General features: G+C 66.5%; 29 protein-coding genes and 1 pseudogene. 15 read left to right on the top strand and 15 right to left on the bottom strand.

The window, feature by feature from the left end; translation table 11 throughout:
• Nucleotides 1-9 precede the first annotated feature (9 nt).
• Entirely contained in the window at nucleotides 10-624 is a 615-nt protein-coding gene (locus QGN32_RS17800) for a TetR/AcrR family transcriptional regulator (protein ID WP_326545631.1), read from the bottom strand.
• A gap of 97 nt (nucleotides 625-721) precedes the next feature.
• Here QGN32_RS17800 and QGN32_RS17795 point away from each other — a divergent pair, with 97 nt between their 5' ends.
• Nucleotides 722-1,579: an alpha/beta fold hydrolase gene (locus QGN32_RS17795; RefSeq protein ID WP_326545630.1), complete on the top strand. Its 858-nt coding sequence runs from the start codon at nucleotides 722-724 to the stop codon at nucleotides 1,577-1,579.
• Nucleotides 1,580-1,708: 129 nt separating this feature from the next.
• On the opposite strand, the gene QGN32_RS17790 is transcribed toward QGN32_RS17795, so the two are convergent.
• The gene (locus QGN32_RS17790; protein ID WP_326545629.1) at nucleotides 1,709-2,137 is read right to left on the bottom strand and encodes a DUF732 domain-containing protein; all 429 of its coding nucleotides are present in this window, start codon (nucleotides 2,135-2,137) and stop codon (nucleotides 1,709-1,711) included.
• A 156-nt stretch (nucleotides 2,138-2,293) separates the two neighbouring features.
• Nucleotides 2,294-3,250, bottom strand: coding sequence for a hypothetical protein (locus tag QGN32_RS17785; protein ID WP_326545628.1), 957 nt, complete (start codon nucleotides 3,248-3,250; stop codon nucleotides 2,294-2,296).
• 34 nt (nucleotides 3,251-3,284) lie between these two features.
• Between QGN32_RS17785 and QGN32_RS17780 the strand changes: the two genes are divergently transcribed.
• Nucleotides 3,285-4,061, top strand: a complete 777-nt coding sequence (locus QGN32_RS17780; RefSeq protein ID WP_326549126.1) for an adenylate/guanylate cyclase domain-containing protein — start codon at nucleotides 3,285-3,287, stop codon at nucleotides 4,059-4,061.
• Here the strand turns inward: QGN32_RS17780 and QGN32_RS17775 are convergent.
• Complete coding sequence (locus QGN32_RS17775) at nucleotides 4,058-4,222, bottom strand: hypothetical protein (protein ID WP_326545627.1); 165 nt, start codon at nucleotides 4,220-4,222, stop codon at nucleotides 4,058-4,060. The two genes, QGN32_RS17780 and QGN32_RS17775, sit on opposite strands and share 4 nt — an antisense overlap.
• Before the next feature lie 27 nt (nucleotides 4,223-4,249).
• Between QGN32_RS17775 and QGN32_RS17770 the strand changes: the two genes are divergently transcribed.
• Complete coding sequence (locus tag QGN32_RS17770) at nucleotides 4,250-4,942, top strand: guanylate cyclase (protein WP_326545626.1); 693 nt, start codon at nucleotides 4,250-4,252, stop codon at nucleotides 4,940-4,942.
• A gap of 135 nt (nucleotides 4,943-5,077) precedes the next feature.
• Here QGN32_RS17770 and QGN32_RS17765 read toward each other — a convergent pair whose 3' ends face one another.
• From QGN32_RS17765 to ychF, 8 genes and pseudogenes are all read right to left on the bottom strand, one after another.
• The gene (locus QGN32_RS17765; protein ID WP_326545625.1) at nucleotides 5,078-6,091 is read right to left on the bottom strand and encodes an LmeA family phospholipid-binding protein; all 1,014 of its coding nucleotides are present in this window, start codon (nucleotides 6,089-6,091) and stop codon (nucleotides 5,078-5,080) included.
• 81 nt (nucleotides 6,092-6,172) lie between these two features.
• Nucleotides 6,173-6,658: an SRPBCC domain-containing protein gene (locus QGN32_RS17760; protein ID WP_326545624.1), complete on the bottom strand. Its 486-nt coding sequence runs from the start codon at nucleotides 6,656-6,658 to the stop codon at nucleotides 6,173-6,175.
• Nucleotides 6,659-6,770: 112 nt separating this feature from the next.
• Nucleotides 6,771-7,340: pseudogene (locus QGN32_RS17755) on the bottom strand (VOC family protein).
• A 51-nt stretch (nucleotides 7,341-7,391) separates the two neighbouring features.
• Entirely contained in the window at nucleotides 7,392-7,757 is a 366-nt protein-coding gene (locus tag QGN32_RS17750; protein WP_326545623.1) for a DUF1801 domain-containing protein, read from the bottom strand.
• 217 nt (nucleotides 7,758-7,974) lie between these two features.
• A complete protein-coding gene (locus tag QGN32_RS17745; RefSeq protein ID WP_326545622.1) occupies nucleotides 7,975-8,349 on the bottom strand; it encodes a PIN domain-containing protein in 375 nt (124 codons plus the stop codon).
• 50 nt (nucleotides 8,350-8,399) lie between these two features.
• The gene (locus tag QGN32_RS17740) at nucleotides 8,400-8,639 is read right to left on the bottom strand and encodes an AbrB/MazE/SpoVT family DNA-binding domain-containing protein (RefSeq protein WP_326545621.1); all 240 of its coding nucleotides are present in this window, start codon (nucleotides 8,637-8,639) and stop codon (nucleotides 8,400-8,402) included.
• A gap of 168 nt (nucleotides 8,640-8,807) precedes the next feature.
• The gene (locus tag QGN32_RS17735) at nucleotides 8,808-9,317 is read right to left on the bottom strand and encodes a GNAT family N-acetyltransferase (protein ID WP_326545620.1); all 510 of its coding nucleotides are present in this window, start codon (nucleotides 9,315-9,317) and stop codon (nucleotides 8,808-8,810) included.
• Between the two features lie 41 nt (nucleotides 9,318-9,358).
• Nucleotides 9,359-10,483 carry a redox-regulated ATPase YchF gene (gene ychF, locus QGN32_RS17730; protein ID WP_326545619.1) on the bottom strand — a complete coding sequence of 375 codons (1,125 nt, stop codon included), beginning with the start codon at nucleotides 10,481-10,483 and terminating at the stop codon, nucleotides 9,359-9,361.
• A gap of 84 nt (nucleotides 10,484-10,567) precedes the next feature.
• Between ychF and QGN32_RS17725 the strand changes: the two genes are divergently transcribed.
• On the top strand, nucleotides 10,568-11,650 hold the full coding sequence (locus tag QGN32_RS17725) for a DUF6542 domain-containing protein (RefSeq protein ID WP_326545618.1): 1,083 nt from the start codon (nucleotides 10,568-10,570) through the stop codon (nucleotides 11,648-11,650).
• A 105-nt stretch (nucleotides 11,651-11,755) separates the two neighbouring features.
• Here QGN32_RS17725 and QGN32_RS17720 read toward each other — a convergent pair whose 3' ends face one another.
• Nucleotides 11,756-12,757 (bottom strand): 4-hydroxy-3-methylbut-2-enyl diphosphate reductase, encoded by a 1,002-nt coding sequence (locus QGN32_RS17720; RefSeq protein WP_326545617.1) that lies wholly within the window; start codon nucleotides 12,755-12,757, stop codon nucleotides 11,756-11,758.
• A gap of 66 nt (nucleotides 12,758-12,823) precedes the next feature.
• On the opposite strand from QGN32_RS17720, the gene QGN32_RS17715 reads away from it, so the two are divergent.
• The 9 genes from QGN32_RS17715 to QGN32_RS17675 all read left to right on the top strand — a co-directional run bounded on the left by QGN32_RS17715 (nucleotide 12,824) and on the right by QGN32_RS17675 (nucleotide 21,467).
• Entirely contained in the window at nucleotides 12,824-13,390 is a 567-nt protein-coding gene (locus QGN32_RS17715) for a lipid droplet-associated protein (RefSeq protein ID WP_326545616.1), read from the top strand.
• A 43-nt stretch (nucleotides 13,391-13,433) separates the two neighbouring features.
• A complete protein-coding gene (gene xseA / locus QGN32_RS17710; protein WP_326545615.1) occupies nucleotides 13,434-14,672 on the top strand; it encodes an exodeoxyribonuclease VII large subunit in 1,239 nt (412 codons plus the stop codon).
• Nucleotides 14,669-14,881: an exodeoxyribonuclease VII small subunit gene (locus tag QGN32_RS17705; protein WP_326545614.1), complete on the top strand. Its 213-nt coding sequence runs from the start codon at nucleotides 14,669-14,671 to the stop codon at nucleotides 14,879-14,881. The genes xseA and QGN32_RS17705 overlap by 4 nt, the downstream gene beginning before the upstream one ends.
• 63 nt (nucleotides 14,882-14,944) lie before the next feature.
• The gene (locus QGN32_RS17700; protein ID WP_326545613.1) at nucleotides 14,945-16,057 is read left to right on the top strand and encodes a 3-beta-hydroxysteroid dehydrogenase; all 1,113 of its coding nucleotides are present in this window, start codon (nucleotides 14,945-14,947) and stop codon (nucleotides 16,055-16,057) included.
• 134 nt (nucleotides 16,058-16,191) lie between these two features.
• Nucleotides 16,192-16,935 (top strand): alpha/beta fold hydrolase, encoded by a 744-nt coding sequence (locus QGN32_RS17695; protein WP_326545612.1) that lies wholly within the window; start codon nucleotides 16,192-16,194, stop codon nucleotides 16,933-16,935.
• Between the two features lie 508 nt (nucleotides 16,936-17,443).
• Nucleotides 17,444-18,490: an NAD(P)-dependent alcohol dehydrogenase gene (locus tag QGN32_RS17690; protein WP_326545611.1), complete on the top strand. Its 1,047-nt coding sequence runs from the start codon at nucleotides 17,444-17,446 to the stop codon at nucleotides 18,488-18,490.
• Nucleotides 18,491-18,614: 124 nt separating this feature from the next.
• Nucleotides 18,615-19,379: an SDR family NAD(P)-dependent oxidoreductase gene (locus QGN32_RS17685; protein ID WP_326545610.1), complete on the top strand. Its 765-nt coding sequence runs from the start codon at nucleotides 18,615-18,617 to the stop codon at nucleotides 19,377-19,379.
• A gap of 28 nt (nucleotides 19,380-19,407) precedes the next feature.
• Nucleotides 19,408-20,235 carry an SDR family oxidoreductase gene (locus tag QGN32_RS17680; protein WP_326545609.1) on the top strand — a complete coding sequence of 276 codons (828 nt, stop codon included), beginning with the start codon at nucleotides 19,408-19,410 and terminating at the stop codon, nucleotides 20,233-20,235.
• Nucleotides 20,236-20,246: 11 nt separating this feature from the next.
• On the top strand, nucleotides 20,247-21,467 hold the full coding sequence (locus tag QGN32_RS17675) for an AI-2E family transporter (RefSeq protein ID WP_326545608.1): 1,221 nt from the start codon (nucleotides 20,247-20,249) through the stop codon (nucleotides 21,465-21,467).
• Here the strand turns inward: QGN32_RS17675 and QGN32_RS17670 are convergent.
• Both QGN32_RS17670 and QGN32_RS17665 read right to left on the bottom strand, forming a co-directional pair.
• Nucleotides 21,448-22,251 carry a dienelactone hydrolase family protein gene (locus tag QGN32_RS17670; protein ID WP_326545607.1) on the bottom strand — a complete coding sequence of 268 codons (804 nt, stop codon included), beginning with the start codon at nucleotides 22,249-22,251 and terminating at the stop codon, nucleotides 21,448-21,450. The two genes, QGN32_RS17675 and QGN32_RS17670, sit on opposite strands and share 20 nt — an antisense overlap.
• 15 nt (nucleotides 22,252-22,266) lie before the next feature.
• Nucleotides 22,267-22,917, bottom strand: coding sequence for a DUF4245 domain-containing protein (locus tag QGN32_RS17665; protein WP_326545606.1), 651 nt, complete (start codon nucleotides 22,915-22,917; stop codon nucleotides 22,267-22,269).
• Between the two features lie 54 nt (nucleotides 22,918-22,971).
• Between QGN32_RS17665 and glpX the strand changes: the two genes are divergently transcribed.
• Nucleotides 22,972-24,000 carry a class II fructose-bisphosphatase gene (gene glpX / locus QGN32_RS17660; RefSeq protein WP_326545605.1) on the top strand — a complete coding sequence of 343 codons (1,029 nt, stop codon included), beginning with the start codon at nucleotides 22,972-22,974 and terminating at the stop codon, nucleotides 23,998-24,000.
• 24 nt (nucleotides 24,001-24,024) lie between these two features.
• Nucleotides 24,025-25,449, top strand: coding sequence for a class II fumarate hydratase (locus QGN32_RS17655; protein ID WP_326545604.1), 1,425 nt, complete (start codon nucleotides 24,025-24,027; stop codon nucleotides 25,447-25,449).
• Nucleotides 25,450-25,456: the final 7 nt, after the last annotated feature.

Below are 25,456 nucleotides of genomic sequence, written 5' to 3'. Positions count from 1 at the left end.
GACCGGAAATCATCGCCTTTCGGCGACGGACTGCGTTGCGCCGAGCGCGCGCATCGCGAAGTCCAGAACGCGGGCCTTGGCCCGCCGCAAACCGCCGTGGTCATCGTGGCTTTGGGTGATCATGACCCGGCTGATGATCGCGTTGATGGCGGACGCATCCTGCTCGGGGTCGGCCATCGGAAACGCACCTTCGTCCCGGCCGCGCCGCAGGATTTGCACCAGCGAGCGCTCGCGATCTGCGTGGGCCCTTTCGCGCGTCGCGCGGTAACCCTTAGCCGCGCGGACCTCATCCGAGTCGATGACCGTGAAGTGCATCCGGGTCTCGTCGTCGTGAATCAGCCCGAACATCACCTCGATCCACGCCTCGACTTGCTCGGCGGGTGTCCACGACTTCTCCTCGGCCACGCGGTCCAGCCGCTGGGCCAACCCGTCGGTTTCCTCGCGCAGCATGGCAAGGAACAACTCGTCTTTCGATTCGAAGTGCCGGTAGAACGCCCGCGTCGACACCCCGGCGTGGTGCAGGATCGCGGCGACCGGGACGGAGCCCGTGTGCGGTTGGGACAGGCAGGCGTAGGCAGCCTCGATGATCCGTTCACGGTCTCGGGCGGCAAGCTCGGGCTGCACGAGGGCAAAGTATATTGACGCTCGCGCCAAGGACACCGGGATCCGCGGATTTCCCCGATAGGTAACGTGAGCCAGGGGTGAGCCGGAGAGGACGGCCGTGAGCGTGACTGACAGCGAACCGCAAACCGTGAAGTTCCGCGGGTCCGACGACATCACGCTGGTCGCCGACGAGTGGAACCGCGGCGTACAGACCGAGCGGCCCTCCGTACTGCTGCTGCACGGCGGCGGGCAGAACCGTCACTCATGGAAGCGGACCGGACACATCCTGGCCGACTTGGGCTTGCACGTCGTCGCCTTGGACAGCCGGGGTCACGGCGACAGTGACCGTGCGCCGGATGCGAACTACACCGTCGACGCGATGTGCTCGGACACGCTGCAGGTCGTTGAGCAGATCGGTCGTCCGGTCGCCTTGATCGGCGCGAGCATGGGTGGGATGACCGGCATGCTCGCGGCCGACGCGGCGGGGCCGGAAAAGGTGACCAGGTTGGTGCTCGTCGACGTGGTGCCGCGGTACGAGAAGGATGGCAGTGCCCGCATCCGCGAGTTCATGTCCAGCGGCGCCGACGGTTTCGGATCTTTGGACGAGGCGGCCGACGCGGTCGCCGCGTACCTGCCGCACCGGAAGCGGCCGCGCAGCCCCGAGGGATTGAAGAAGAATCTGCGGTACCGCGACGGACGGTGGTTCTGGCACTGGGATCCGGCGTTTCTCACCGCACCGGTAGATGACAGGTTCGTCCGCGAAGAAAAGCTGGAGCGAGCGGTCATGAGCTTGACCATCCCGATTCTGTTGATCCGCGGCAAGCTATCCGACGTGGTGAGCACCGAGGGTGTGACGGACTTCCTGCAGAAGGTGCCCGGAGCGGAGTTCGTCGAACTGTCCGCGGCCGGGCACACCGCGGCCGGTGACGACAACGACGCGTTCTCCGAAGTCGTGGTGCAATTCGTCAACCGGTGACATCGGACCGCCGAAACTGAAGTTCTGCGGCAGAACGTCGTGAGAGTTGGTGCAAAGCTTCAGATTCGACGCGAGCCTGTAGGTGACGCGAACCGGCCGACGGCAACCGTCGGCCAGTCCGTTTACACGTCAGGTGAGTGTGTCGCCCGGCGGTGACTGGTCGAGGTAGACCGGCACCAACTCCGGAGCGAATGCCACCATCGCCGCGGCGACCACCGAAGCGGCCCCGTCTTTGGTAAGCGACGGGTTGTTGACCCAGACGACGTACGCCACCGCCCCAGGGTTGATTCCCTTGCGGAGGTCATACGCGATCTGATGACCGGTGAAGATGAAATCGTTGTAGGTATAGCCCGGTGCCGGAGTGATTCCGTCGTCGGCGAGCAGGCTGATGTAGAGCGCCTCGTCCTGAGTAAGCGCCGCGGCGGTGGGAGCGGTCGTCAGCGACTGTCCGAGCAGGCCGATCATCAAGGCCAGGCCTGCTGCCAACATCGCCAGCATCCGGGTCGGGGCGCGGGCTGGGCTGTGTCTTACTGGGCCGAGACATGCGATGGTGTTCATGATTTCCCCCTCTCCACCTTCTGTCGGTCTCGCACTTCTCATCCTTCACCGGAGAATGGCTTCGGAGCAGGGGTCGATTGCCAACACGTGTAGAGACGAAAGTCGTTGGGGGAAAGGAACAACGTCACAATTTGACGAACACGTAACTGCGGGGCCTCAGACGAGTATCGGCACAGTCTCGTGGCGGGCGTCGGTGAGGATCTCGAACATGGCGCGGCGAGTGGCCGTCAACTCGGCACGCTCGAATGCCCTGCCAGCCACCTGTATTCGGCATGTGGCGATCGCGGAGTTGTAACAGTACTTCGTCCCGCCGCTCGTGTCGGTGTACGTCAGCCCGATGACGTCGGACGGTTCCGCGACGATCTCCCCCTCGATCATGTGATCGCCTACCCGACCACCGAACGTCCACGAGAACGGCCGGTAGCGTCCGTGCGTCTGCAGCATCCCGCGGACCGAGCGCACCGCGAACTCTTGCCCCGCGTGGCGGAACACGAACAGCGTCACACCGGGTAACAGCACCGGCCCGAGAGCGGCACGGGCGGTGACGATCTCGAGCGTCGTATCGGGTGCGTCGTCAAACCCGCACACCTGTCCGAACGCGTAGGCCGGCGTGTGCCGGGTGCCCCAGTTGTGGTTGACGCTGCCGGTCCAGCCGTCGACCACGAGGCGGACCTCGTCGAGTTCGAGCAAGCCGTCGAACCGGGCCAAGGGGTGGCGCACCGTCGTCTTGGCGGTCGGAAACCGCGCCGCGTACGCACGTTCGGTAAGCAACCGCACCGGCGGTTCGTCGCCGGGAGTGATACTCAAGTCCCACCGCGCCGAGCGGGCGCCGCCGGTGACCACACCCTCGGCCGACCGGTCGTCGAGGAAGGCAGCGGCGATGCGGGCGGTCCAGTCCTCGTAACCGTAGTCGGCCGAATCGATCGGGTAAGGCTGCTTGAGCGCCAGGTTGCCCGCACCGTCCGGATCGAAGACCATCACCCACACATCGGCGGCCGGTGCACCGGCGGTGGGCAGCAACAGCGTTTCCCGCAGCCACAGCGCCTGTGGCCGGTCCGGGTGGTTGGCGCGGATGTAGCGGCTTTCGTAATACGGGGGCTCCGCAGACGTCACTGGTTCAGCATCCAATACTTGAGGGGTGACGGGTATGCAGATCGCGGCCTACATTTTGGCGATGGTGGCGGCGGCGGAAGCCGTCGCGCTGGCCGTGCTGTGGATCCGCTACAGCCGCCAACGGGACGAACTCGAGGACGCTCGTCGACGCGTCGACACCAAGAACATGCTGCTCACCGGTGGCCGCGAGGCGGTCAAGCAGGTGTGGCAGACCGCCAACATCCTGCGCAAGGACGGCATCGGCGCGGCGGTGCGATCCTCGATCGAGGATCTCGCGGACTGGGCCGAGGTCGAGCGGCCGGATCTGGCCAGGCTTTCGCCAGGCGGCAAAATGGTGGTCCTGTTCTCCGATATCGAGGAATCGACGGCGCTCAACGAGCGGATCGGCGACCGCGCCTTTGTCAGGTTGCTGGCTCGCCACGACAAGATGGTGCGTCGCCACGTCAATAACCATTCGGGTTACGTGGTCAAGAGCCAGGGCGACGGGTTCATGGTGGCGTTCGCCCAGCCGGAGCAGGCGGTGCGGTGCGGCATGGCGGTACAGCGATCACTTCGCAGGCAGCCCAACGGCATTCGCGTCCGGATGGGGATTCACATGGGCAAGTCGGTGCGCCGTGGCGATGACCTGTTCGGCCGCAACGTGGCGATGGCGGCACGCGTTGCGGGTGCGGCCGACGGGGGCGAGGTGCTGGTCAGTTCGGTCGTGCGCGACGCACTGGCAGATCTCGACGACATTGCGTTCGACGACGGCCGCGACGCCGAACTCAAGGGCTTCGGCGGGTCACACCGCCTCTACGCGGTCACGCCCTAGTCGCCGCCTTTGTCGGCCTCGGCCGCGCGCTGATGCAGGCGCGCCCGGATGTCTTCCGGCGTATAGGAATTGCGCCGACGCTGGTCGCGAGCGACCAGGACGCCGCCCGCCACCACGCCCGCGACACCCGCCAGGCCGATCCATTTCCAGATACCGCGCATGGCGGTCAGTCTGCCTAAGCTGCGGGGGTGAATCCAAGCGCGGTCTCGCTGGAGCAGGCGCTCGACGCGACACGAACCGGTGACCTCTGGCTGTTTCGGGGGCGGTCGGGGCCGGACCGGGCGATCCAGTCGATGACGAACGCCCCGGTCAATCACGTGGGCATGACGATCGCGATCGAGGATCTGCCGCCGCTGATCTGGCACGCGGAATTGGGCGACAAGCTCATCGACATGTGGACCGGTAAGAACCAGCGCGGGGTGCAACTCAACGACGCGCGGCAGGTGGTGGAGCGGTGGATCATCAACTACCACCAGCGCTGCTGGCTGCGGCAGCTCACCCCGTATGCCGGCCGGGACCAGGAAGACCGCGCGTTGCAGGTGGTGGCGCGGATGGACGGCACACCGTTTCCGAGCACGGCGCGGTTGACCGGCCGGTGGTTCCGCGGACGGCTCGCGGCCACGGACTTGACCCGCGGAATCCCGTTCGTGCACAGGAGAGTCCGAGAAAAGACGCAACGCCGAAAGCGCAAGGAGCTCCAAGCCGGGCTCGAGACCGCATACTGCGCCGAGACCGTCGCCATCACCTACGAGGAGATGGGGTTGCTGACCAGCGAGAAGCACTACAACTGGTTCGATCCCGGCTCGTTTTGGAGCGGGGACTTCCTGCCGTTGGCGCCGGGTTACGAGCTCAGCGCGGAGATCGCCGTCGAGCTGGACTGATCGCTACGCTCGGTGAGGTGCCGAGATCATGGGCCGTCCCGCCGACGTCGGCGTGATCGCGTGGACCGTGCCGGCGGCCCTCGTCACGGTGATGGCGACGATCGCCGTCCTCGCCCGATATCTGCGGGATCGTCGCTAAAGACGCGCGAAGCAGGGGTTGGCGTCCGCTTTCGGAATCGAGGCGTCCCGGCTGGAGAATTTCCCGACGACGCCGGAGTCGGTCACCTCGACGCTGTCGGCGTGAATCCCGAGCGGGTAGTTGTCGTTGAGCTTCTTGGTCAGGTCGTTGAGCGCCGTCTGCACCGCGTCCTCGGGCAGCGGACCGGTGACGCCGAGGACCTCCAGGTTCAGGTCGCCTGCCGTCACCACGGGCTTGGCGGTGACGCTGTTGTCACCGGCCGCCAAGATGACTGTGCCCGCCGCGGGGTCGGTGCGTACACCGGTGATCAGAGCGCCCACTCCCGGGAGGTTGGCGGCGACGGTGTCTTTGATGCCCGCCGACTTCCAGCTCAACGTCGCGTCCAGTGCGCCGATGGTGCCCTTGGCATTTCCGGTTTCCTGCAGCCGCACGTCGGCCAGCGTGACCTCCGCTGTCATCCCGTCGGCACCCTGCACCCGATTGCCGTCGGTCGCGACCGAGATGTTGGTGTAGTGCCCGGTGATGTGCTGCCACAGGAACGGCGGATTGACACCGAAGGAAATCTCGACGCCGTCGTCGGTCACGCACTCGGCGACCTCCGTCAGGATGCTGTCGGCGCGCTGTCGAGCATAGAGTTCGCCGGCGGCCAGGCCGCCTGCCAGCAAGGCGACCAGGATGACGGCGATCAGCACGATCGCGGTCCTGTTGAAGCCCCGGGAGCGACGCGGCTTCTCATCGCCCTCCGGTGTCGAACCGGAGGTCTGCGGCGGGCGTCGTTGGATCTGCTCCGTGGGCCGCAGATCGGCCGGTGACGGTGGCCGCGGGAACCGCTGCGTCGGGCCTGCACTCGTCGCTCCCCGTGGTGTCCCCAACTGCTCGGTCGGCGACTCGGACGACAACGGGTCCGGCCGCCTCGGCGGCGGTGGCCTGCGGTGTCCCGGGTTGGGTGGTGGTGGCGCACCCCGACGCCGCCAGTCGGGCGGTCCAGGGCGTTGTGGCGGCTGCGTCACTTGGGCGATTCTGCCTTATCCGAGAAGCGGAACAGGTGTCCGACCGGCCGGTGGGCACTTGGGCGCACCACTTGCCGCTGATCAGTCGACGCGAAACGCGATCTGTCGTTTTGCGAGGTATGCGGCGAGATTGTTCAGGGCGGAATTCATGTCGTCCACATGATCGGCCGCCGAAATTTCGGCGGGCACGTCGTCGGCACACAGTTCCACCCGCGTCCCGCCGTCGACCCGCGTCACCGTCCACGTCCTCGTCACGGGTCCGCTGAAAGTGGGGGCCTCCGAGGCGAATTCGACGGTTTGGACGACGCGGTGATCCGGTTCGATCTCGATGAAGCGACCCTCGACGACATCGGAGTCGGAGTCGGTCGCACCACCGTGGGCGGGTAAATCGGCATACGTCAAGATCATCCGGTAGGAGCCGCCCGGGCGCGCGTCGAAGTGTTCGAACCGACCGCGCATCCCGGCCGGCGCCAGCCATTCGACGAGCGCCCCGGGGTCGACGAGCGCTTCGAAGACGCGGCTCAACGGCGCCTTCACGATCTGCGACGCGGTATCCGTGCGGGTCATGGCACACCATTGAACCGGATCGTGGCGACCAGAATCTCGGGATCGTTATCCCTAGGACCGACTGTGTGACGGTTCGGTGCGCCTGGTCGGGGCCGCCCGTGACTGACAAGCCCTACGGCGGTGGTGTGGATCGTCGAGACGGCAGGGTGCGCCTGGCCTGCCAGCTCAGCCCCGGCACGGTATTCGCCAGATCCGACCTGGCCCTGGCGAACACACGCAGCGCTCTGTAGGACGACCAAACCTGAAGGAGTGTCGGAACTTTAGGCACCCATGCCAGTTCCCAGTGAATGCCGTTGATCGGGTCGTCGAAGAACACCGCATAGTAGCCGGGCCAGTACTGCGGATACTCCTTGGGCGCGTCGGTGACGAGGATGTCCCCGGTCACCAGAAAGTCGCGATGAAAACGGTCGACTTCTTTCCTGCTCCGGGCCCACGGGGCGATGTGGTTGACGCCGACGGCCTGCTCCGCGTGGGTCAACTTCGCCCCGGTAATCGCCGGTTGAATGCCAATGTAGCTGTGCGGGTTGACGTATCGCGTCATGTAGTAGATCGACTAGTATTCCATGTTCATGGAGGAGAAACTGCTGTACCCCAACCAGCCGAACAGCGCGTCATAGAAGGCGATCGATTCGTCGTAGTTCAGCACGGCGAACTCCACGTGACTGATCCCGCGCCACCGCATCCCGCCTCCCGAAGGTTCTATTACACGGAGTGTGTAGACGGTCGGTAATCGTCACTTACGGCGCTTCGAAGCTCGATTGTCGCGGTTGACCTTGACCGCCTCCCGGATCAGCGTCGTGAATGCGGCCGTGTCCAACTCGTCGTTCTCGCGGAGGTCGATGGAGCGCCCGACGGGTGCGTGCAGGCTCGCATTGAACAATTTGTCCGGGTCGCTGATCGACGAACCCTTGGCGAAGTTCACCTTGACCTTGCCTTTGTACATCTCCAGCGTGCAGATGAGGCCGTCGAGCGAAAATGCTTGCACACCATCGGGATTCGACGGTTTACGCCATTTTATCTCTTCGATGACGTCGGGTTCGACCTGCTTGATCAGAGATCGGATCTCCTCGACCCGATCCACGCGCCAGTCGTCAGTCATATCCCGAATGTACGTCCGGGCCTCCGCCGGTTGCCAGCGCGCGTTGCCTGCCGGTCGGCCGCATAGGTCAGGGGGGCGCTATGGGACGACGTCGCCGGCCCGCTGTCGGAGAAATCGCTGCTCGTGAAAGATTTCGATCGTAAGCGGCTTGTCCTGCGTCCAGCGCTGCGCCCCGCACGAGCGCGACGGACCCGAGGAGATGCACAGCCGAACGACCTCAACCGCCGGGTGCGAGCACCTCGGTAACGACGCCCAGTGCCTCGGAGGTAGACCGGGCGCGAGCATCGCGAGTGGCCAAAACGGCGCCGTGCTCGCGAGCCGCTAGTGCAACCAATCCGTCGTATGCCGCACCACCGGCGATACCTCGGCGCGCGAACTCGCGATGAGCGGAACGCGAGGCGCGCACACCGAGTTGCAGCGACGCAGGAAAGTTTCCAGCGATCAAAGCCACGGCATCCGCAGCGTCGACGCGGGCATCGCCGGGCAACCGGGTCAAGACTGAATACGTCTCCACGAGGGCATGCCCACAAAGACCCAGGGTTCGACTCTCTGCCCAGGCAGCGACCACCGTGTGAGACCGGTGCGAGCTCATCAGGAGTGGCACCGCGACACTGGTGTCGACCGCAGTGACAGGCGCGGCTGTCAACGTCGTCCCGAGTCGATCAGAGCAAACATCATCTCGTCGGTAACCTCGGTGTCTGCGCGAGCTACCAAACGCCCCTTCGTATCCCGCTCAATTCGAGCAGTTCTGCCACCGGGGGTGATCTGCAATCCACCCCCATATGCCGAAATGTCGACCTTCGCTCCAGGAGTCAGCCCCAGCGCGTCGCGCAGCTGCTTGGGCAGGACGACACGGCCACCGGAATCGATGACAGCCTCCATGGGATTAGCGTACCAGTGAAATCCCATTCAAATCCCGGCGGAATTCGATCGGCTATTGAAAACCCCACCGGCTTGCGACGTCAAACAACGCCATTCGCCGTGAGACCGACCTTTCGGCGGAGTTTGTGCACTCAACCCCGCCAAAGCGTCGGTCTCGGCGGAAGCCGCTCAGACGTTGAACCGGAACTCCACCACAGGTCGTTCGAACGTCAGAACCGGAACCCTCGCGCCCGAAGGTGTCTGTTGCTCCGTCGGCATGCCCTTCTGCTCGAAGCCGGCACGCTCGAGTACGCGCTGCGATGCGAGGTTCTGCGGGGAGGTCCGCGCCGTCAGTACCTCGAGACCCATCGCCGCAACGATCTGGTTGGCTGCTTCCAGAGCCTTCACCGCCACTCCACGCCCGCGGGATTCCGACGTCAGCCAGAACCCGACCTCAGCGCGATCGCCGCTGAGCTCGAACAGAACAAGGCTGCCCAGAAACGCCTCCGAGTCTGCGTCAGCGATGGCCAACACCGCCAGCGATCCATCCGCCAAGCCCTGAGCGATCACTCCGTCGATCTGATCGCGCACGATCTCCGGCGTGTAATGAGTCAGCGGCAGATGACCATACTTCTGCACCGCCGGATCGGTCGTTCCCAGCGCGAAGGCTTCGGCGTCACGAGGGTGAAGCTCTCGCACCACAATGTCGTCGACCCTGCATGGAAGGTGTGAAGAGAAGGTCATTTCTTCCCGCTACCTGACGTTCCTCCGTGCCGGAACTCGACCACGTCGCCGTCTTGCATGACGTAATCCTTGCCCTCCATGCGGACCTTGCCCGCCGCCTTGGCCGCGGCCATCGATCCGGCCGCGATCAGGTCGTCGTAGGAGACGATCTCGGCCTTGATGAAGCCCTTCTCGAAGTCGGTGTGGATGACCCCGGCCGCCTTCGGCGCAGTGTCGCCCTGGTGAATCGTCCACGCGCGGGCCTCTTTCGGGCCGGCGGTCAAGAATGTCTGCAACTTAAGCGTGTGAAAACCGGCCCGCGCCAACGCATCCAGCCCACGTTCGGTCTGTCCGATCGACTCCAGCAGCTCGGCGGCGGACTCGTCGTCGAGTTCCTGCAACTCGGCCTCGATCTTCGCGTCCAAGAACACCGCATCGGCAGGCGCGACCAGTTCGCGCAGCTCCGCCTTGCGGGATTCGTCGGTCAGCACCGCCTCGTCGGCGTTGAAGACGTACAGGAACGGTTTGGTCGTCAGCAGGTTCAGCTCTCGCAACGGCGCGATGTCCACGCTCAAGCCGGATGTCGCCGGCTTCTCGGCTCCTGCGGCGAACAACGTCGTCCCGCCGTTGAGAATCTCCTGCGCCGCCGCGGCGGCCTCATACGCCGGCCTGCGTTCCTTGTGCGTCCTGGCTTCCTTCTCCAATCGCGGTAACGCCTTCTCCAGCGTCTGCAGATCCGCGAGGATCAGCTCGGTCTCAATGACCTCTATATCGGATTTCGGGTCGATGCGGCCGTCGACGTGGGCCACGTCGTCGTCGCTGAACACCCGCACCACTTGGCAGATCGCATCGCTCTCGCGGATGTTGGCCAGGAACTTGTTGCCCAGCCCGGCGCCTTCGGACGCGCCCTTGACGATCCCGGCGATATCAACGAAGGTGACCGGCGCATGAACAATCTTTTCCGACCCGAACATCCTGGCGAGCTCGGCCAATCTCGGATCGGGCAGCGGCACGACACCTTCGTTGGGCTCGATCGTGGCGAACGGGTAGTTGGCCGCCAACACGTCGTTGCGCGTCAACGCGTTGAACAGCGTCGATTTACCGACGTTCGGCAGGCCGACGATTCCCAGGTTCAAGCTCACAGGGTCCAGAGTCTAGGAGACTGTGACGCGCGCGCGAGAACCGCGCTGACAGCCACACGTAGCGAAAGCCGGTACGGTCTACCTGTGTCAGCACAGCGCGCACGGCCGGCGGTCAGCGCCGACCATCGCTCCGCGCATCCCAATTTCCCGGGTGTTCCCGGCTGGGGTGCTGTGTTGATCGCGGTCACGGCGACCACTATCGGGTTCGCGTTCGACGCTGGGTCGGGCAGCAAAGAACTCAGCTCCGTTTTCGCGGCGTGCTACGTACTCGGCTGCCTCGCCGCGGTTCTGGCGGTCCGACAGGAAGCGCTGTTCACCGCGGTGATCCAGCCGCCGCTGCTCCTGTTCGTCACCGTGCCAGGCTCCTACTTCCTGTTCACCGGCGGGCAATTCACCGGAATGAAGGATCTGGCGATCAACTGCGGCTATCCGCTGATCGAGCGCTTTCCGCTGATGTTTTTCACGTCCGCGGTCGTGCTGTTGACCGGCATGGCCCGCTGGTACGTCGGCATGTCGGCCCGCCGCGCGTCCCCGCGGGCCACCGACGATGTCCGCCACGAGCCGAAGCCGGCTCTGGTGGCGGCGTTGACGGCCAAGATCTCCTCGCTGCTCGAGCGCCACCGCCACGATGAGGATGACGAGGTTGTCGCCGCGCCGCGCCGCAAGCGCCCCGACGGCGCGAGCCGGTCCACCCGAACCAGCAGGACGGCGCCGCGAACCGGCAGAGCAGCGGCGGCTAACCGCAGCGGTCGGCCGACCAGCCGGACCCCGACGTCGCGATCGCGCCATGCCCGACCGCCCGAGACCGAGATCATCGAGCCGGTCGCCGAGCGTCCGCGCCGCACCCGCTCCGGCAGGCACGCTGAGCCGCCGCCACCGCCCGCCCAGCCTCGGCGCAGGCCCCGCCCGGCGAACCCACGTCAGCCCGGTCCTCCCCCGTCCGAGCGGCGCGCCGGCTATGACCGCGCCGGGGAGCGCCCGGAGCGGCGGCGCCGCTTCGACGACTACCAGCCGCGCGAGCCACATGACAGGAACGGCAACGGGACGCATCACCCGATCTCGCGAGTGCGCTACCGGGGCGAAGAGGCCGACGGCCCCACGGAGTACCGCACCCGCCGCCGGAGCGCGCGCGACGTGGAAGCCGATTCCTGGGAGTACGACATCTGAGTCCGGCTCGGCCGTCCGTCACCGGAGCCGCCGGCGACCAGCCACGAAAGTGCCCTGAAACAGGCTATTTTTGGGCACGCTTAGGTCTCCTCACGCTGAGAAGGCTCAGGACCGGGCGGGGCGGATCTCCCTCGGCAACGCGAACACCAGCGTCTCGTTGGCCGTCGTCACCGGCTGCACCACGTCGTATCCGTACTCGGCCAGCCGCTCCAACACACCGCGCACCAGGATCTCCGGCACCGAGGCGCCCGAGGTGACGCCGACCGTCGTCACTCCATCGAGCCACGCGGGGTCGATGTCGTCGGCGTAGTCGACGAGGTGAGCGGCATCAGAGCCGGCGCCCAGCGCAACCTCCACCAGCCGCACCGAGTTCGACGAGTTGCGCGACCCGACGACGATCACCAGCTCACATTCCGGTGCCATCGCTTTGACCGCCACCTGGCGGTTCTGGGTGGCGTAACAGATGTCGTCGCTCGGCGGGTCCTGCAGGGTCGGGAACTTCTCCCGCAGTCGGCGCACCGTCTCCATGGTCTCGTCCACGCTCAGCGTGGTCTGCGACAGCCAGATGACCTTGTTCTCGTCGCGCACGGTCACGTTCTCGACGGACTCCGGCCCATCGACGAGCTGGACGTGCTCGGGTGCCTCCCCGGCGGTGCCGATGACCTCCTCGTGGCCCTCGTGGCCGATCAACAGGATGTCGTAGTCGTCGCGGGCGAACCGCTTGGCCTCGTTGTGCACCTTGGTGACCAGCGGGCAGGTCGCGTCGATGACCTGGAGGTCGCGCTCCTTGGCGGTCTGGTGCACGGTCGGCGCCACGCCGTGCGCGGAGAACACCACGATCGCGCCCTCGGGCACCTCGTCGGTCTCGTCGACGAAGATGGCGCCCGCCTTGGCCAGGGTGTCGACGACGTGCCGGTTGTGCACGATCTCGTGGCGCACGTAGACCGGGGCCCCGTGCTTCTCCAGCGCGCGCTCGACAGTCTCGACCGCGCGGTCCACCCCCGCGCAGTAACCACGCGGTTCGGCCAAAAGCACCCGCTTGCCGGTGGGGCCACCGGTCACCGAGCTGGAGGCACCCGGAATCCCCATGTTGATAGTCGGCGGCATGCCTTTCAGGGTACGCATCCGCGACCCACCCGGACCAGCCGAGACACCCGCCGTAGGCTGGGGGCCATGGCAACCGCACCGTATGGGGTCCGTCTGCTGGTTGGCGCGGCGGTGACCGCCATCGAGGAAACCCGCAAGCTGCCACAGACCATCCTGATGTACCCGATGACCATCGTCAGTCAGCTGGCGCACCTGGTGATGAAGTTTCAGCAGGACGTCGCCGACCTGGTCAACAGGGGTGACGAGACCCTCGAGTCGATCTTCCCGCCCAAGGACGAGCAGCCCGAGTGGGCCACCTTCGACGAGGATCTCGACGGTTCCGGTACCCGAACCGAGACTCCCACCCAGGGCGAACGTATGACCGAGGGTCGCTTTGCGCTGTTCAGCAACGGAGAGCCGCAGTCGGCACTCGAGGATGACGGCGCGGATACGGGCCTGGCGATCGGTGAGGCGCCCGAGATCGTCGAGGAACTCGACTACGAGTCGCTCACGCTGGCACAGTTGCGGGCACGGTTGAACACGCTGCGGGTGGCCGACCTCGAGGCGCTGCTGGCCTATGAGGAGACCACCAAGGGCCGCGCCCCGTTCCAGACCCTGCTCGCCAACAGGATCACCCGCGCGTCCACCAAGTGAGCCGGCCGACTGACCATCGGCGGATCGCAGCGGGGCCGGGAAGATGACCGACGCCGAGCAGGGCCAGTCCCCGGACAACCCGTATCCGGTGCGCTCCGTCTCGATGAAGATCAAGGACTGGATCGAGCGACTCGGCACGGTCTGGGTCGAGGGACAGGTCGCCCAGCTGTCCACCAGGCCGAACTCCAGCACTGCGTACATCACCCTTCGAGACCCGTCCGTCGACATGTCGCTGTCGATCACCTGCCCGCGAGAACTCGTGCTCAACGCGCCCGTGAAACTCACCGAGGGCACCCGGGTGGTCATGCTCGGACGGCCTAACTTCTTCGTCGGTCGCGGGTCATTTTCGTTGCGGGTCAACCAGATTCGCGCGGTAGGTGTCGGCGAGCTGTTGGCGCGTATCGAACGTCTGCGCCAGCTGTTGCACGCCGAGGGGCTGTTCGACCCGCGGCTCAAGCGGCCGATTCCGTTCCTGCCCGACACCATCGGCCTCATCACGAGCCGCGGCAGTCATGCCGAACACGACGTCATCTCGGTGGCCACCGACCGCTGGCCCGCGGTGCGGTTCGCCGTTCGCAACACCGCAGTGCAGGGCCCCAACACCGTGCCCCAGGTCGTCGAGGCACTGCGTGGACTCGACGCCGACCCCGACGTCGACGTGATCGTCATCGCCCGCGGCGGTGGCAGCGTCGAGGACCTGCTGCCCTTCTACGACGAGACCCTGTGCCGCGAGATCGCCAAGTGCACCACCCCGGTGGTCAGCGCGATCGGTCACGAACCCGACAACCCGCTGTGCGATCTGGTCGCCGACCTGCGCGCCGCCACGCCAACCGACGCGGCCAAGCGCATCGTCCCCGACGCGGCCGCCGAGCAGGCGTTCATCACCGACCTCTGCCGACGCGGTGGGCGTGCGCTGCGCAACTGGGTGCATCGCGAGCAGCACATCCTCGACCAGTTGCGCAGCCGGCCCGTGCTGGCGCAGCCGTTGGCGGCGATCACCGCGCGCGCCGACGAGGTCGACCGATTGCGCACCACCGCCCGGCGCGATATAGCGCGGCTCGTGGCCAGCGAAACCGATCGCATCGGGCATCTTTCGGCGCGGTTGAGCACACTGGGTCCGGCGGCGACGCTGGCGCGCGGATACGCGGTCGTGCAGACGATGCCGGACGCTGCGGTGCTGCGTTCGACGGCCGACGCCCCGCCCGGGGTGCGGCTTCGAGTGCGGCTGTCCGACGGGGCGGTCACCGCAGTCAGCGAGGGGTCGGAAGGGGCGACGAAATGAAGCCTGTTAGTGCGTTGGGCTACGAAGAGGCGCGGGATGAGCTGGTCGCAGTCGTCCAGCAGCTCGAACAGGGCGGACTCGACCTGGATACATCGCTGAAGCTTTGGGAAAGAGGCGAAGAACTCGCTAAACGATGCGAGGAGCACTTAGCTGGAGCTCGCAAGCGAATCGAGGACGCCCTGGCGGCCAAAGAACCCGGCGACAGTTGAGAGCGCAATCAACCTCCGCTTCGGGGGTCGAAACTGTAACACGTTTCAGTTAAGCTGCCCCGCATGGGTGACTCCACGCTGACCACCGACTTGGGCCGGGTCCTCGTGACAGGCGGGTCCGGGTTCGTCGGCGCCAACCTGGTGACCGAACTGCTCGAGCGCGGATACGAGGTGCGGTCCTTCGACCGTGTCCCCTCGCCGCTGCCGACACACCCTCGCCTCGAGGTGTTCGACGGCGACATTTGCGACCCCGACAGTGCGGCGGCCGCGGTCGCGGGCGTCGACACCGTGTTCCACACCGCGGCGATCATCGATTTGATGGGTGGCGCCTCGGTCACCGAGGAGTACCGCAGGCGCAGCTTTGCGATCAACGTCACCGGCACCGAGAACCTCGTGCGTGCGGCCAGGGCCGCCGGCGTGAAGCGGTTCGTCTACACGGCGTCCAACAGCGTGGTGATGGGCGGCAAGCGAATCTCCGGTGGCGACGAAACGCTGCCCTACACCGAGCGATTCAATGACCTGTACACCGAGACAAAGGTCGCCGCGGAGGATTTCGTGCTATCGCAGAACGGAGTCGACGGCCTGCTCACCTGTTCGATCCGGCCGAGCGGCATCTGGGGCCGCGGCGATCAGACCATGTTCCGCAAGGTGTTCGAAAGCGTGCTCGCCGGACACGTCAAGGTGTTGGTCGGCGGCAAGAACGTCAAACTCGACAACTCCTACGTGCACAACCTGATTCACGGCTTCATCCTCGCTGCGCAGCACCTCGTTCCCGGCGGCACCGCCCCCGGCCAGGCGTACTTCATCAACGACGGCGAACCGATCAACATGTTCGAGTTCTCCCGCCCGGTGGTGGAGGCGTGCGGCCAGCGCTACCCGAAGATCCGCGTTCCCGGCCGCCTGGTGTGGTTGGCCATGACGATATGGCAGTGGTTGCACTTCCGCTTTGGGCTACCCAAGCCGATGGTCGAACCCCTTGCGGTGGAACGGCTTTACCTCGACAACTACTTCTCCATCGCCAAGGCCGAACGTGACCTCGGTTACCGGCCGCTGTTCACCACCGAGCAGGCGATGGCCGAATGCCTGCCCTACTACGTCGACTTGTTCCACCAGATGAAGAACGCCTCGAAGGAGCCGGCGGTGAGCGTCGCCGCCTCCGCCCCGCCCGAGGGCTGAGTCAGCGATACGCCAGGTTGCCCACAACTTTGTCGTACCTGTCGATCACCTTCCGGCCACCGGGGTGCTCGTTGCGTCGAGGCTTCGAAGGTGTTCGGCAGCACCGAAGGCACTGACCGGGCATGGTGGTGGTGATGGTCGAATCACGGTTCACAACCAGCGCCGGTGCGCACCTTCACTACCTCGACTCGGGCGGACCCGACCGCGGAGCGCCCCTGGTCTTCGTACCGGGCTTCACCGATGTCGCCGACGACTACCTCGAGGTGCTGCCGCTGTTCGGCCGGCGGACGCTGGTTGTCGACCTGCGCGGCCATGGGCGCAGCAGCGCGCCCGAAAGCGGTTACGATTCAGGAACACTCGGACGCGACGTCGCCGCGGTGATCGACTCGGTCACCGACGGGCCGGTACACCTGATGACGTTCTCCCGGGGCACCCCCTATGCACTGGCCTGGGCGCTCGACGTGCGTGAACGGGTCCGGTCGATTTCGATCGGCGACTATGTGCCGGAGGAGATCACGCTGCCGCAGGAGGTCTCGACGTTCTTGTTGGACGGTCGCTGGCGTGGCACGCCGGTGCACGAACGGGTGAACCGTGCCGCCGGCGAGGCGGTCTTTCGTGCGGCGCGCCGGCAGTCCTTCTGGGAGCCGCTGGCGCAGTGGCAGCCCCCGCTGCTGGTGGTGCGCAGTCCGAACAGCCCGTTGATCGACGATGCCGCCTGGAACCGCTACCGAGACCTGTTCCCTGCAGCGTCACTGCACGTGTTCGCCGACTCGCCGCACGATATTTTCCGTCCCGACCGCGAGCGCTACCCCGCACTGGTGCGCGCGCACATCGACACCGTCGACGGAATCGTCACGGCAGCGTCGCCAGCGCAGTGACTTCCTGTGCCGCTGTTGGTCAGCGCCGCGTGATCCAGCCGCGCGCTGAGTGGCCTTGCAGACCGAGATGTGGGAATTGGCATCCGGCGGCATCGCCCTGATGGTGTCCAGACTCGCGGTGTCCGTACCGCCCGCCGTCGGCACACCGTCCCAATCGGCGAGTGTCCAGCCGGCCCGGGGATTTCCAGCGATCGCCGGTTTCGCCGCCAACGGTCTCGAGCACGTCATCGTCGGCAATGCGACCGGTCGTCGGCGGACTCGACGAAATCGGGGCCAGCACCGGATAATTGACGAGGGTGGTCGACAATCTGCGTGCACTGACCTGATCGGGTCCACCGATTACTGCACAGTGGTCCTGAAATCGTCGCGGCGACAACCCTGGTGTAGATCTCGGCGTGGCTGAGTCGCTCAGGTTCGGCTCGGATGTCCGTGTATCGCCACGACGTGACGGGTATCCACCTAACGTTCCGACTGGACACAGGTTTTCCGATCTCACGTGAGAGGCGCCATGAAGGCATTGCGGTTGACCGGTTGGAAGACCGATCCCGAACTCGTCGAGGTGCCGAAGCCCACCCCCGGACCGGGACAGGTCGTCGTCAAGATCGGCGGAGCGGGAGCCTGTCACTCAGACCTGCACCTGATGCACGATTTCGACGCCGGGATGATGCCGTGGCAGATGCCGTTCACTCTGGGCCACGAGAACGCCGGCTGGGTCGACTCGGTGGGTGATGGAGTCGTCACGGTCGCGGAAGGTGATGCCGTCGCCGTCTACGGCCCGTGGGGCTGCGGCAAGTGCGGGCGATGCCAGCAGGGGGCAGAGAACTACTGCGAGAACCCCGCCGCCGCACCGGTCGTCAGCGGCGGCGGTGGACTCGGGCTTGACGGCGGTATGGCGGAGTACCTGCTGGTGCCCGCGGAGCGACTGCTGGTGCCACTTCCGGACGGGCTGGATCCGGTGACCGCGGCGCCACTGACCGACGCGGGTTTGACGCCGTACCACGCGATCCGCCGGTCGTGGCCGAAGACGACACCGACGTCGACCGTCGTGGTGATCGGCGTCGGCGGCCTCGGCCACATGGCGCTGCAACTCGTGAAGGCGACGACGGCCGCCATGGTCATCGCCGTCGACAACCGCAAGGAGGCGCTCGAACTCGCCACACGCTTCGGTGCCGATCATGCCGTCGTGTCGGACGCGACGGCGGCCGAGGCCATCAAAGACCTCACCGGCGGCCGGGGCGCGGACGTGCTGCTGGACTTCGTCGGCGCCGAGGCGACGATCGAGCTGTCCCGAGCCGCCGCCAGGCCACTCGGCGATGCGACCATCGTCGGCATCGCCGGTGGCTCGGTCCCTCTCTCGTTCTTCTCTCAGCCGTACGAGGTCAGCATCCAGACGACCTACTGGGGGACCCGTCCCGAGCTCGTCGAGTTGCTCCAGCTGGCAGCCCGAGGCATGTTGCATGTCGAGTCGACCACGTACTCCCTCGACGACGCACCCCGCGCATACCGCGATCTACAGGACGGCAAGGTTCGCGGCCGCGCAGTGATCGTGCCCTGAGATATTCGGCCGAAACTGTGTTCCAGCAGAGAAACTTCGAGTAGCGGTCTGCGGGAACACAGTTTCGCGCGGTCGACCGTCTAAGCGCTAGGTTGAGAGCGACCAACGTCGAAAGGGCAACTGTATGAGCAACGGGCGCACCGCGATGGTGATCGGCGCGGCGTCGGGGATCGGCTTGGCGACGGCGCGTGCTCTCGCCGCGGAAGGAGACAGCGTCACGCTTGCCGACCGCAACGTCGACGGTGCCCGCGAGCACGCCGCCGAACTCGGCGACCCGCACACCGCCGCGCACGTCGAGGTCACCGACGAAGCATCGGTGCAGGCGCTGTTCGAACGGGCCGGCCCGCTCGACATCGTGGTCAACTGCGCGGGTTTCAGCAACGTCGGCATGATCGTCGACATGGCCGTCGAGGACTTCCGCGCGGTCATCGACGTCTGCCTCAACGGCGCCTTCATCGTCGCCAAACACGCGGGCCGAACCCTGCGCGAAGGCGGTGTGCTGGTGTCGATCACCTCACTAAACGCGCGCCAACCCGCCGCCGGGATGAGCGCGTACTGCGCGGCGAAGGCCGGCTTGTCCATGCTGACCCAGGTGGCGGCGCTGGAACTCGGCCCGCGGGGCATCCGCGTCAACGCGGTCGCGCCCGGGTTCGTGCACACGCCGCTGACCGCGCCCGCCGCGGCCGTCCCCGGCGTCGTCGAGGAATACGTCGAGAACACCGCGCTCGGCCGCGCGGGGACCCCTGAGGACGTCGCCGAAGCGGTGCTGTTCCTGTGCTCGCCGAAATCGTCCTGGCTGACCGGTGAGGTGCTCGACCTCAACGGCGGCGCCCACATGAAGCGCTATCCCGATGTGATGGGCCATGTGATGAGGCTCGCGACGCAGTGATGAGCGCTCGCGCGAAGAACAGGCAGCGATGAGTTTCACCGGAAAGCAAGCGATCGTCACCGGTGGCGGATCGGGTATCGGCGCGGCATTGTGCCGGGCGCTCGTGCGAGCGGGCGCCGAGGTGGTCTGCACCGACGTCGACGGTGACGCGGCCGAGCGGACCGCGTCGGCCCTCGGTCCCAACACCCGCGCCGCACGCCTGGACGTCACCGACGCGGCGGCGGTGCAGGCGGCCGTCGACGAGGTGGTGAACCGGGCCGGCCGGCTCGACCTGATGTTCAACAACGCCGGAATCGTCTGGGGCGGCGACACCGAACTGCTGACGCTGGACCAGTGGAACGCGATCATCGACGTCAACATCCGCGGCGTGGTGCACGGGGTGGCCGCCGCCTATCCGCTGATGGTGCGCCAAGGCCACGGCCACATCGTCAACACCGCCTCGATGGCCGGACTGACCGCCGCCGGACAGGTCACCAGCTACGTGATGAGCAAGCATGCCGTCGTCGGAATGAGCCTGGCACTGCGCTCGGAGGCCGCTGCGCGCGGCGTCGGGGTACTCGCCGTCTGCCCCGCTGCCGTCGAGACGCCGATCCTGGACAAAGGAGCCGTCGGCGGGTTCGTCGGTCGCGACTACTTCCTGCAAGCCCAGGGCGGCAAACCCTACGACGCCGACCGCCTCGCAAGCGACGTGCTGCGAGCCGTAGAGAAGAACAAGCCACTGTTGATAAAACCCCGCATCGCGTACGCGCAGTGGATGTTCGCGCGGTTCGCGCCGACGCTGATGAACCGGGTGTCGATGCGGTTCATCGCCGGCCAACGCGCCAAACAAGCGCAAGCGAGGTCCGACACGCTGTAGACATAGCGGCAATGGACACCGAGTTCTCGCAATCTCAGCGCCGCGCGCTGGCCGTCGCGACCGTGGTCGCGATCGCGTTCGGCGCGTACTTCCTGCGCGGGTACTTCATCCTCATCGTGGTGGGCGCCGTGGCCGCCTACCTGTTCTCGCCGCTGTACAGGCGGCTCAACAGCCGGATGGGCAGCGGGTTGTCGGCGACGCTGACCCTGCTCGCCGCGATCGCCGCGGTGATCGTGCCGTTAGGCCTGTTCGTGACGCTGGCCGTCGTGCAGATCACGACCATGGTGGAGCGAGTGGCCGAGTGGGTCGACCGCACCGACCTCTCGGCCCTCGGCGATCGAGCGCTGGAGTTCGTCAACGACCTGCTGCGCCGCGTGCCATTCATCGACACCACGGTCACCCCCGAATCGCTGCGCGAATCGATGACGAAGGTCGCCCAGGAGGCGGGCCAGTGGCTGCTGAGCCTGCTGCAGGGGGCGGCGGGCGGTGTGTTCGGCGGTGTCACCGCGGCGATCCTGTTCCTCTATGTGTTCGTCTCGCTGCTGACGAACCGCGACCGGGTAGTGACGATGATCCGCCAACTCAACCCCCTCGGCGAGGACGTCACCGACGTCTACATGGGCAAGATGGGCGCGATGGTGAAGGGCACCGTGATGGGCCAGTTCGTCATCGCGGTCTGCCAGGGCGTCGCGGGTGCGGGGTCGATCTATCTGGCCGGCTTCCACCAGGGTTTCTTCCTGTTCGCCGTGCTGCTGTCCGCGCTGTCGATCATCCCCCTCGGCGGCGGCATCGTCACGATCCCGTTCGGGATCGGAATGATCCTGTTCGGCAACATCTTCGGCGGCGTGTTCGTCGTCCTGTTCCACCTGATCGTGGTGACCAACATCGACAATTTCCTGCGGCCCATCCTGGTACCGCGCGAGGCCCGCCTCGACGCCGCGCTCATGCTGCTCGCCGTGTTCGCCGGAATCAGCATGTTCGGGGCCTGGGGCATCATCATCGGGCCGGTGCTGATGATCGTCATCGTCACCACCATCAGCGTCTACTTAGAGGAGTACAAGGGCGTGCCGATGCAGCGCCCCGACGCCGCCGACGAGAAGCCCAGGCGCCGAAACCCGTTCTGGTGGTTCGGCCGTCGGATCAGAGAGGCCCGCGGCAAACAGGAAGCCGACGACGATTCGATCGACGACGAGGCGCCGGAACCCGACGCTCCTAAGTCAACCGCTCCTTGAGGAACGCGACCACACGTTTGAGTGCCGCGTCGGTCGGATGCCCTTCCCGCTGACGCATTTCCAGCGTCAGCACCGAATGGGCCATCTTGGCGAACCCGTGCTCGTTACCCTTACCGGAGTCGATTTCGATCACCTCGAACGCGTCGCCGAGCCGGTCCTTGAGCGTCTGGAAGCGCTCCGCAGGCACCAAGGGGTCCTCGCTGAAGCGCAATCCCAACGCGCACAGCCCTTCGTCGGCGGCCCGGCGCTCGACGACCTTCAACTCCGCCTCGGACAGTCCGGGGTCGCGGCGCTGCTTCGGTGTCAGCGGCAACGGCAGCGACGGCTGGCTCAGCACCGGGGCGAGCACGCTGTCGTCGACCGCCGCGGCCAGCGCGAACCCACCCGTGAAGCACTGACCGATCACGCCGACACCCTTACCTGGCGTCCGCTCGTTGAGGTCGCGGGCCAGCGCGCGCAGGTAATGCGCGACGGGCCGGTCGGCGTTGGTGGCGAACGCGGCGAATTCCTTGGCCACACACCCGCGCACCATGATCGGCACCATGGCCGGACGTACAGGTGGCGCGCCGGGTGTGCCGAACAGCGACGGTATCGCAACGGTGAACCCGTTGTCGACGAGGTGGTTTCCGAGAGCGAGCACGCCGGGATGCGCGCCGGGCATCTCGGGGATGAGCACCACGCCGGGGCCCTCGCCCTTGCGGTAGACGTCGTGGGTGTAGCCGGACGCCGTGAACGGCGCGGCGGTCCACCCGGTGAGGTCGGCTTCCGGAGCGGTTTCGGTCAACGGGTTCTCCGTCCGTTACGGGGTGGGCAGCGGCGAAGCGGCCTGCGTCGCCGCCGCCAGCGTACGGAACTCGTCGGCATCCGCGGCGCCGGTCAGTGCGATCTGCGCGGGCCCGGTCGCGCCGGTCAGCCGCGTGGTCCACACCGGTTCGGCGGGCTTGCCGTCCTCGTCGCTTCCCTCGTAGACCACCCAGCGCACACCGTCGACGTCCCGCACCCCGGTCGGCACGACATCCGAGTCGAGCGATCCGACGAGCTTCTCCTCGTCGGCGTTACTTTGGGTCAGGCTCACGTACATCCCGCTCGGGGCGAGGTAACCGACTGTGGAGCTCACGGCGCGCACCGGCTGCCGCGTGGCCGGGTCGGTGCGGCCGGCCTCGATGCCTCTTCGGCTCCCCGAGTTCGACATCCACCCCTCGGGCAGCTGCGGCACCCGGATCGGGATCTTCAGCGCGTCGGCGTCGGCGCGTAGCGCGGCGGGTGCGTCGTGGGACGGGGCCGGCCCCTGACCAGGGCCGCGGGCCTGAAACGAGCACATGCCCAGCATCCCGGCCAACACGATGCAGGCCAGCACCAACGGCGCCATCGACCAGAACATGTCCCGGCCGTCGTGCAGCAGCCGCGACTTCGCAGGCTTGGGAGCCGGCTGCGGCTGTTGCGTCGTCACGGTGCCAGTATCCCAGCTCCCGAAGGTGGACCGACAGATGGGACAATCTGGCGCATGAGCCCCACACGCCGTGAAGCACCCGACCGAAACCTCGCCTTGGAACTGGTTCGAGTCACCGAAGCCGGCGCGATGGCCGCAGGCCGTTGGGTGGGTCGCGGTGACAAGGAAGGCGGCGACGGCGCCGCGGTCGACGCGATGCGCGAACTGGTGAACTCGGTATCGATGCGCGGCGTGGTCGTGATCGGCGAGGGTGAGAAGGACAACGCACCGATGCTCTACAACGGCGAGGAGGTCGGCAACGGCGACGGACCGGACTGCGACTTCGCCGTGGATCCCATCGACGGCACCACGCTGATGAGCAAGGGCCTGTCCAACGCGATCTCGGTGCTGGCCGTCTCCGAGCGAGGGACCATGTTCGACCCGTCCGCGGTGTTCTACATGAACAAGATCGCCGTCGGCCCGGACGCCGTCGACGCCATCGACATCACCGCCCCGATCGGCGAGAACGTGCGGCGGGTGGCCAAGGCAAAGAACGTTTCGGTGTCGGACTTGACGGTGTGCATTCTGGACCGGCCGCGGCACAAGCAGCTGATCGCCGACGTGCGCGCCGCCGGCGCCCGCTGCCGGCTGATCACCGACGGCGACGTCGCCGGCGCGATCTCGGCGTGCCGGCCGAACACGCCCACGGACATGCTGGTCGGTATCGGCGGTACCCCGGAAGGCATCATCGCGGCCGCTGCGATCCGCTGCATGGGCGGCGCGATCCACGGCCAGCTGGCGCCCAAGGACGACGAAGAGCGCGAGAAGGCCATCGACCGCGGCCACGACATCGACAAGGTGCTGACCACCGAGGACCTGGTCTCCGGCGACAACGTGTTCTTCGCCGCCACCGGCGTCACCGACGGCGATCTGCTCAAGGGTGTCCACTTCTACAGCGGTGGGTGCACCACGCAGTCGATCGTGATGCGGTCCAAGTCGGGCACCGTCCGGATGATCGAGGCCTACCACCGGCTGTCCAAGCTGAACGAATACTCCGCGATCGACTTCACCGGCGACAGCAACGCCGTCTACCCGCTGCCGTAGATCACCGACACGAGAAGGGCACACATGAGCGTCGACTCGACCTCGAATGACGATGTCGAATACCGGATCGAACACGACACCATGGGCGAGGTCCGGGTGCCGGTCAACGCGTTGTGGCGTGCGCAGACGCAACGCGCGGTGGAGAACTTCCCGATCTCCGGCCGTGGCCTCGAACGCACCCAGATCCGGGCTCTCGGCCTGCTGAAGGGTGCCTGTGCGCAGGTGAACAAGGACCTCGGGCTGCTGGCCCCGCAGAAGGCGGACGCGATCATCGCCGCGGCCGGTGAGATCGCAGACGGTCTGCACGACGACCAGTTCCCCATCGACGTGTTCCAGACCGGTTCGGGCACCAGCTCGAACATGAACACCAACGAGGTGATCGCGGGCATCGCCGCGCGCAACGGCGTGACCGTGCACCCCAACGACGACGTGAACATGTCGCAGTCGTCGAACGACACCTTCCCCACCGCGACGCACATCGCCGCGACGGAAGCCGCTGTGCGCCATCTGATCCCGGCGCTGGAGGTGTTGCACGAGTCGCTCGATACGAAGGCCCGGCAGTGGCGCACCGTGGTGAAGTCCGGTCGCACCCATCTGATGGACGCCGTTCCGGTGACGTTGGGCCAGGAGTTCGGCGGTTACGCCCGTCAGGTCGAAGCCGGCATCGAACGGGTGAAGGCGACTCTGCCCCGACTCGGTGAGCTGGCGATCGGCGGCACCGCGGTCGGCACCGGCCTCAACGCCCCCGACGATTTCGACGAACGCGTCGTCGCCGTGCTCAGTGAGCAGACCGGCCTGGCCGAACTGCGCGTCGCGGCCAACCACTTCGAGGCCCAGGCCGCCCGCGACGGGCTGGTCGAGGCGTCGGGCGCGCTGCGCACGATCGCCGTTTCGCTGACCAAGATCGCCAACGACATCCGGTGGATGGGCTCGGGGCCGCTGACCGGGCTCGGCGAACTCCAACTGCCGGATCTACAGCCGGGCAGTTCGATCATGCCGGGCAAGGTGAATCCCGTGATCCCCGAGGCGGTCACGCAGGTGGCCGCACAGGTGATCGGCAATGACGCCGCGATCGCTTTCGGGGGCGCATCGGGAGCCTTCGAGCTCAACGTCTACATCCCGATGATGGCCCGCAACATCCTCGAGTCGTTCAAGATCTTGACCAACTCCTCGACGTTGTTCGCCGAGCGGTGCATCGACGGCCTGGTGGCCAACGAGGACCGCCTGCGTGAGCTCGCGGAGTCCTCGCCTTCGATCGTGACGCCGCTGAACTCGGCGATCGGCTATGAAGAGGCCGCCGCGGTCGCCAAACAGGCGCTCAAAGAGAAGAAGACCATCCGGCAAACCGTCATCGACCGGGGCCTGATCGGTGACAAGTTGTCCGAGGAGGAACTCGACAAGCGCCTCGACGTGCTGGCGATGGCCAAGGTGAAAGACGACGATCGCTGAGGATTCT

The organism is Mycolicibacterium sp. ND9-15, assembly GCF_035918395.1.
Taxonomy (GTDB): domain Bacteria; phylum Actinomycetota; class Actinomycetes; order Mycobacteriales; family Mycobacteriaceae; genus Mycobacterium.
This window is presented reverse-complemented; position numbering and strand designations above follow the sequence as displayed.

Bases quoted from the DNA above. Each gene is read 5' to 3' on its own strand.
- QGN32_RS17790 (WP_326545629.1), bottom strand. From the start codon at position 2,137: ATGAACACCATCGCATGTCTCGGCCCAGTAAGACACAGCCCAGCCCGC.
- QGN32_RS17780 (WP_326549126.1), top strand. From the start codon at position 3,285: ATGCAGATCGCGGCCTACATTTTGGCGATGGTGGCGGCGGCGGAAGCC.
- QGN32_RS17775 (WP_326545627.1), bottom strand. From the start codon at position 4,222: ATGCGCGGTATCTGGAAATGGATCGGCCTGGCGGGTGTCGCGGGCGTG.
- QGN32_RS17760 (WP_326545624.1), bottom strand. From the start codon at position 6,658: ATGACCCGCACGGATACCGCGTCGCAGATCGTGAAGGCGCCGTTGAGC.
- QGN32_RS17750 (WP_326545623.1), bottom strand. From the start codon at position 7,757: ATGACTGACGACTGGCGCGTGGATCGGGTCGAGGAGATCCGATCTCTG.
- QGN32_RS17745 (WP_326545622.1), bottom strand. From the start codon at position 8,349: ATGAGCTCGCACCGGTCTCACACGGTGGTCGCTGCCTGGGCAGAGAGT.
- QGN32_RS17740 (WP_326545621.1), bottom strand. From the start codon at position 8,639: ATGGAGGCTGTCATCGATTCCGGTGGCCGTGTCGTCCTGCCCAAGCAG.
- QGN32_RS17720 (WP_326545617.1), bottom strand. From the start codon at position 12,757: ATGCCGCCGACTATCAACATGGGGATTCCGGGTGCCTCCAGCTCGGTG.
- QGN32_RS17715 (WP_326545616.1), top strand. From the start codon at position 12,824: ATGGCAACCGCACCGTATGGGGTCCGTCTGCTGGTTGGCGCGGCGGTG.
- xseA (WP_326545615.1), top strand. From the start codon at position 13,434: ATGACCGACGCCGAGCAGGGCCAGTCCCCGGACAACCCGTATCCGGTG.
- QGN32_RS17705 (WP_326545614.1), top strand. From the start codon at position 14,669: ATGAAGCCTGTTAGTGCGTTGGGCTACGAAGAGGCGCGGGATGAGCTG.
- QGN32_RS17700 (WP_326545613.1), top strand. From the start codon at position 14,945: ATGGGTGACTCCACGCTGACCACCGACTTGGGCCGGGTCCTCGTGACA.
- QGN32_RS17695 (WP_326545612.1), top strand. From the start codon at position 16,192: ATGGTCGAATCACGGTTCACAACCAGCGCCGGTGCGCACCTTCACTAC.
- QGN32_RS17690 (WP_326545611.1), top strand. From the start codon at position 17,444: ATGAAGGCATTGCGGTTGACCGGTTGGAAGACCGATCCCGAACTCGTC.
- QGN32_RS17685 (WP_326545610.1), top strand. From the start codon at position 18,615: ATGAGCAACGGGCGCACCGCGATGGTGATCGGCGCGGCGTCGGGGATC.
- QGN32_RS17680 (WP_326545609.1), top strand. From the start codon at position 19,408: ATGAGTTTCACCGGAAAGCAAGCGATCGTCACCGGTGGCGGATCGGGT.
- QGN32_RS17675 (WP_326545608.1), top strand. From the start codon at position 20,247: ATGGACACCGAGTTCTCGCAATCTCAGCGCCGCGCGCTGGCCGTCGCG.
- glpX (WP_326545605.1), top strand. From the start codon at position 22,972: ATGAGCCCCACACGCCGTGAAGCACCCGACCGAAACCTCGCCTTGGAA.
- QGN32_RS17655 (WP_326545604.1), top strand. From the start codon at position 24,025: ATGAGCGTCGACTCGACCTCGAATGACGATGTCGAATACCGGATCGAA.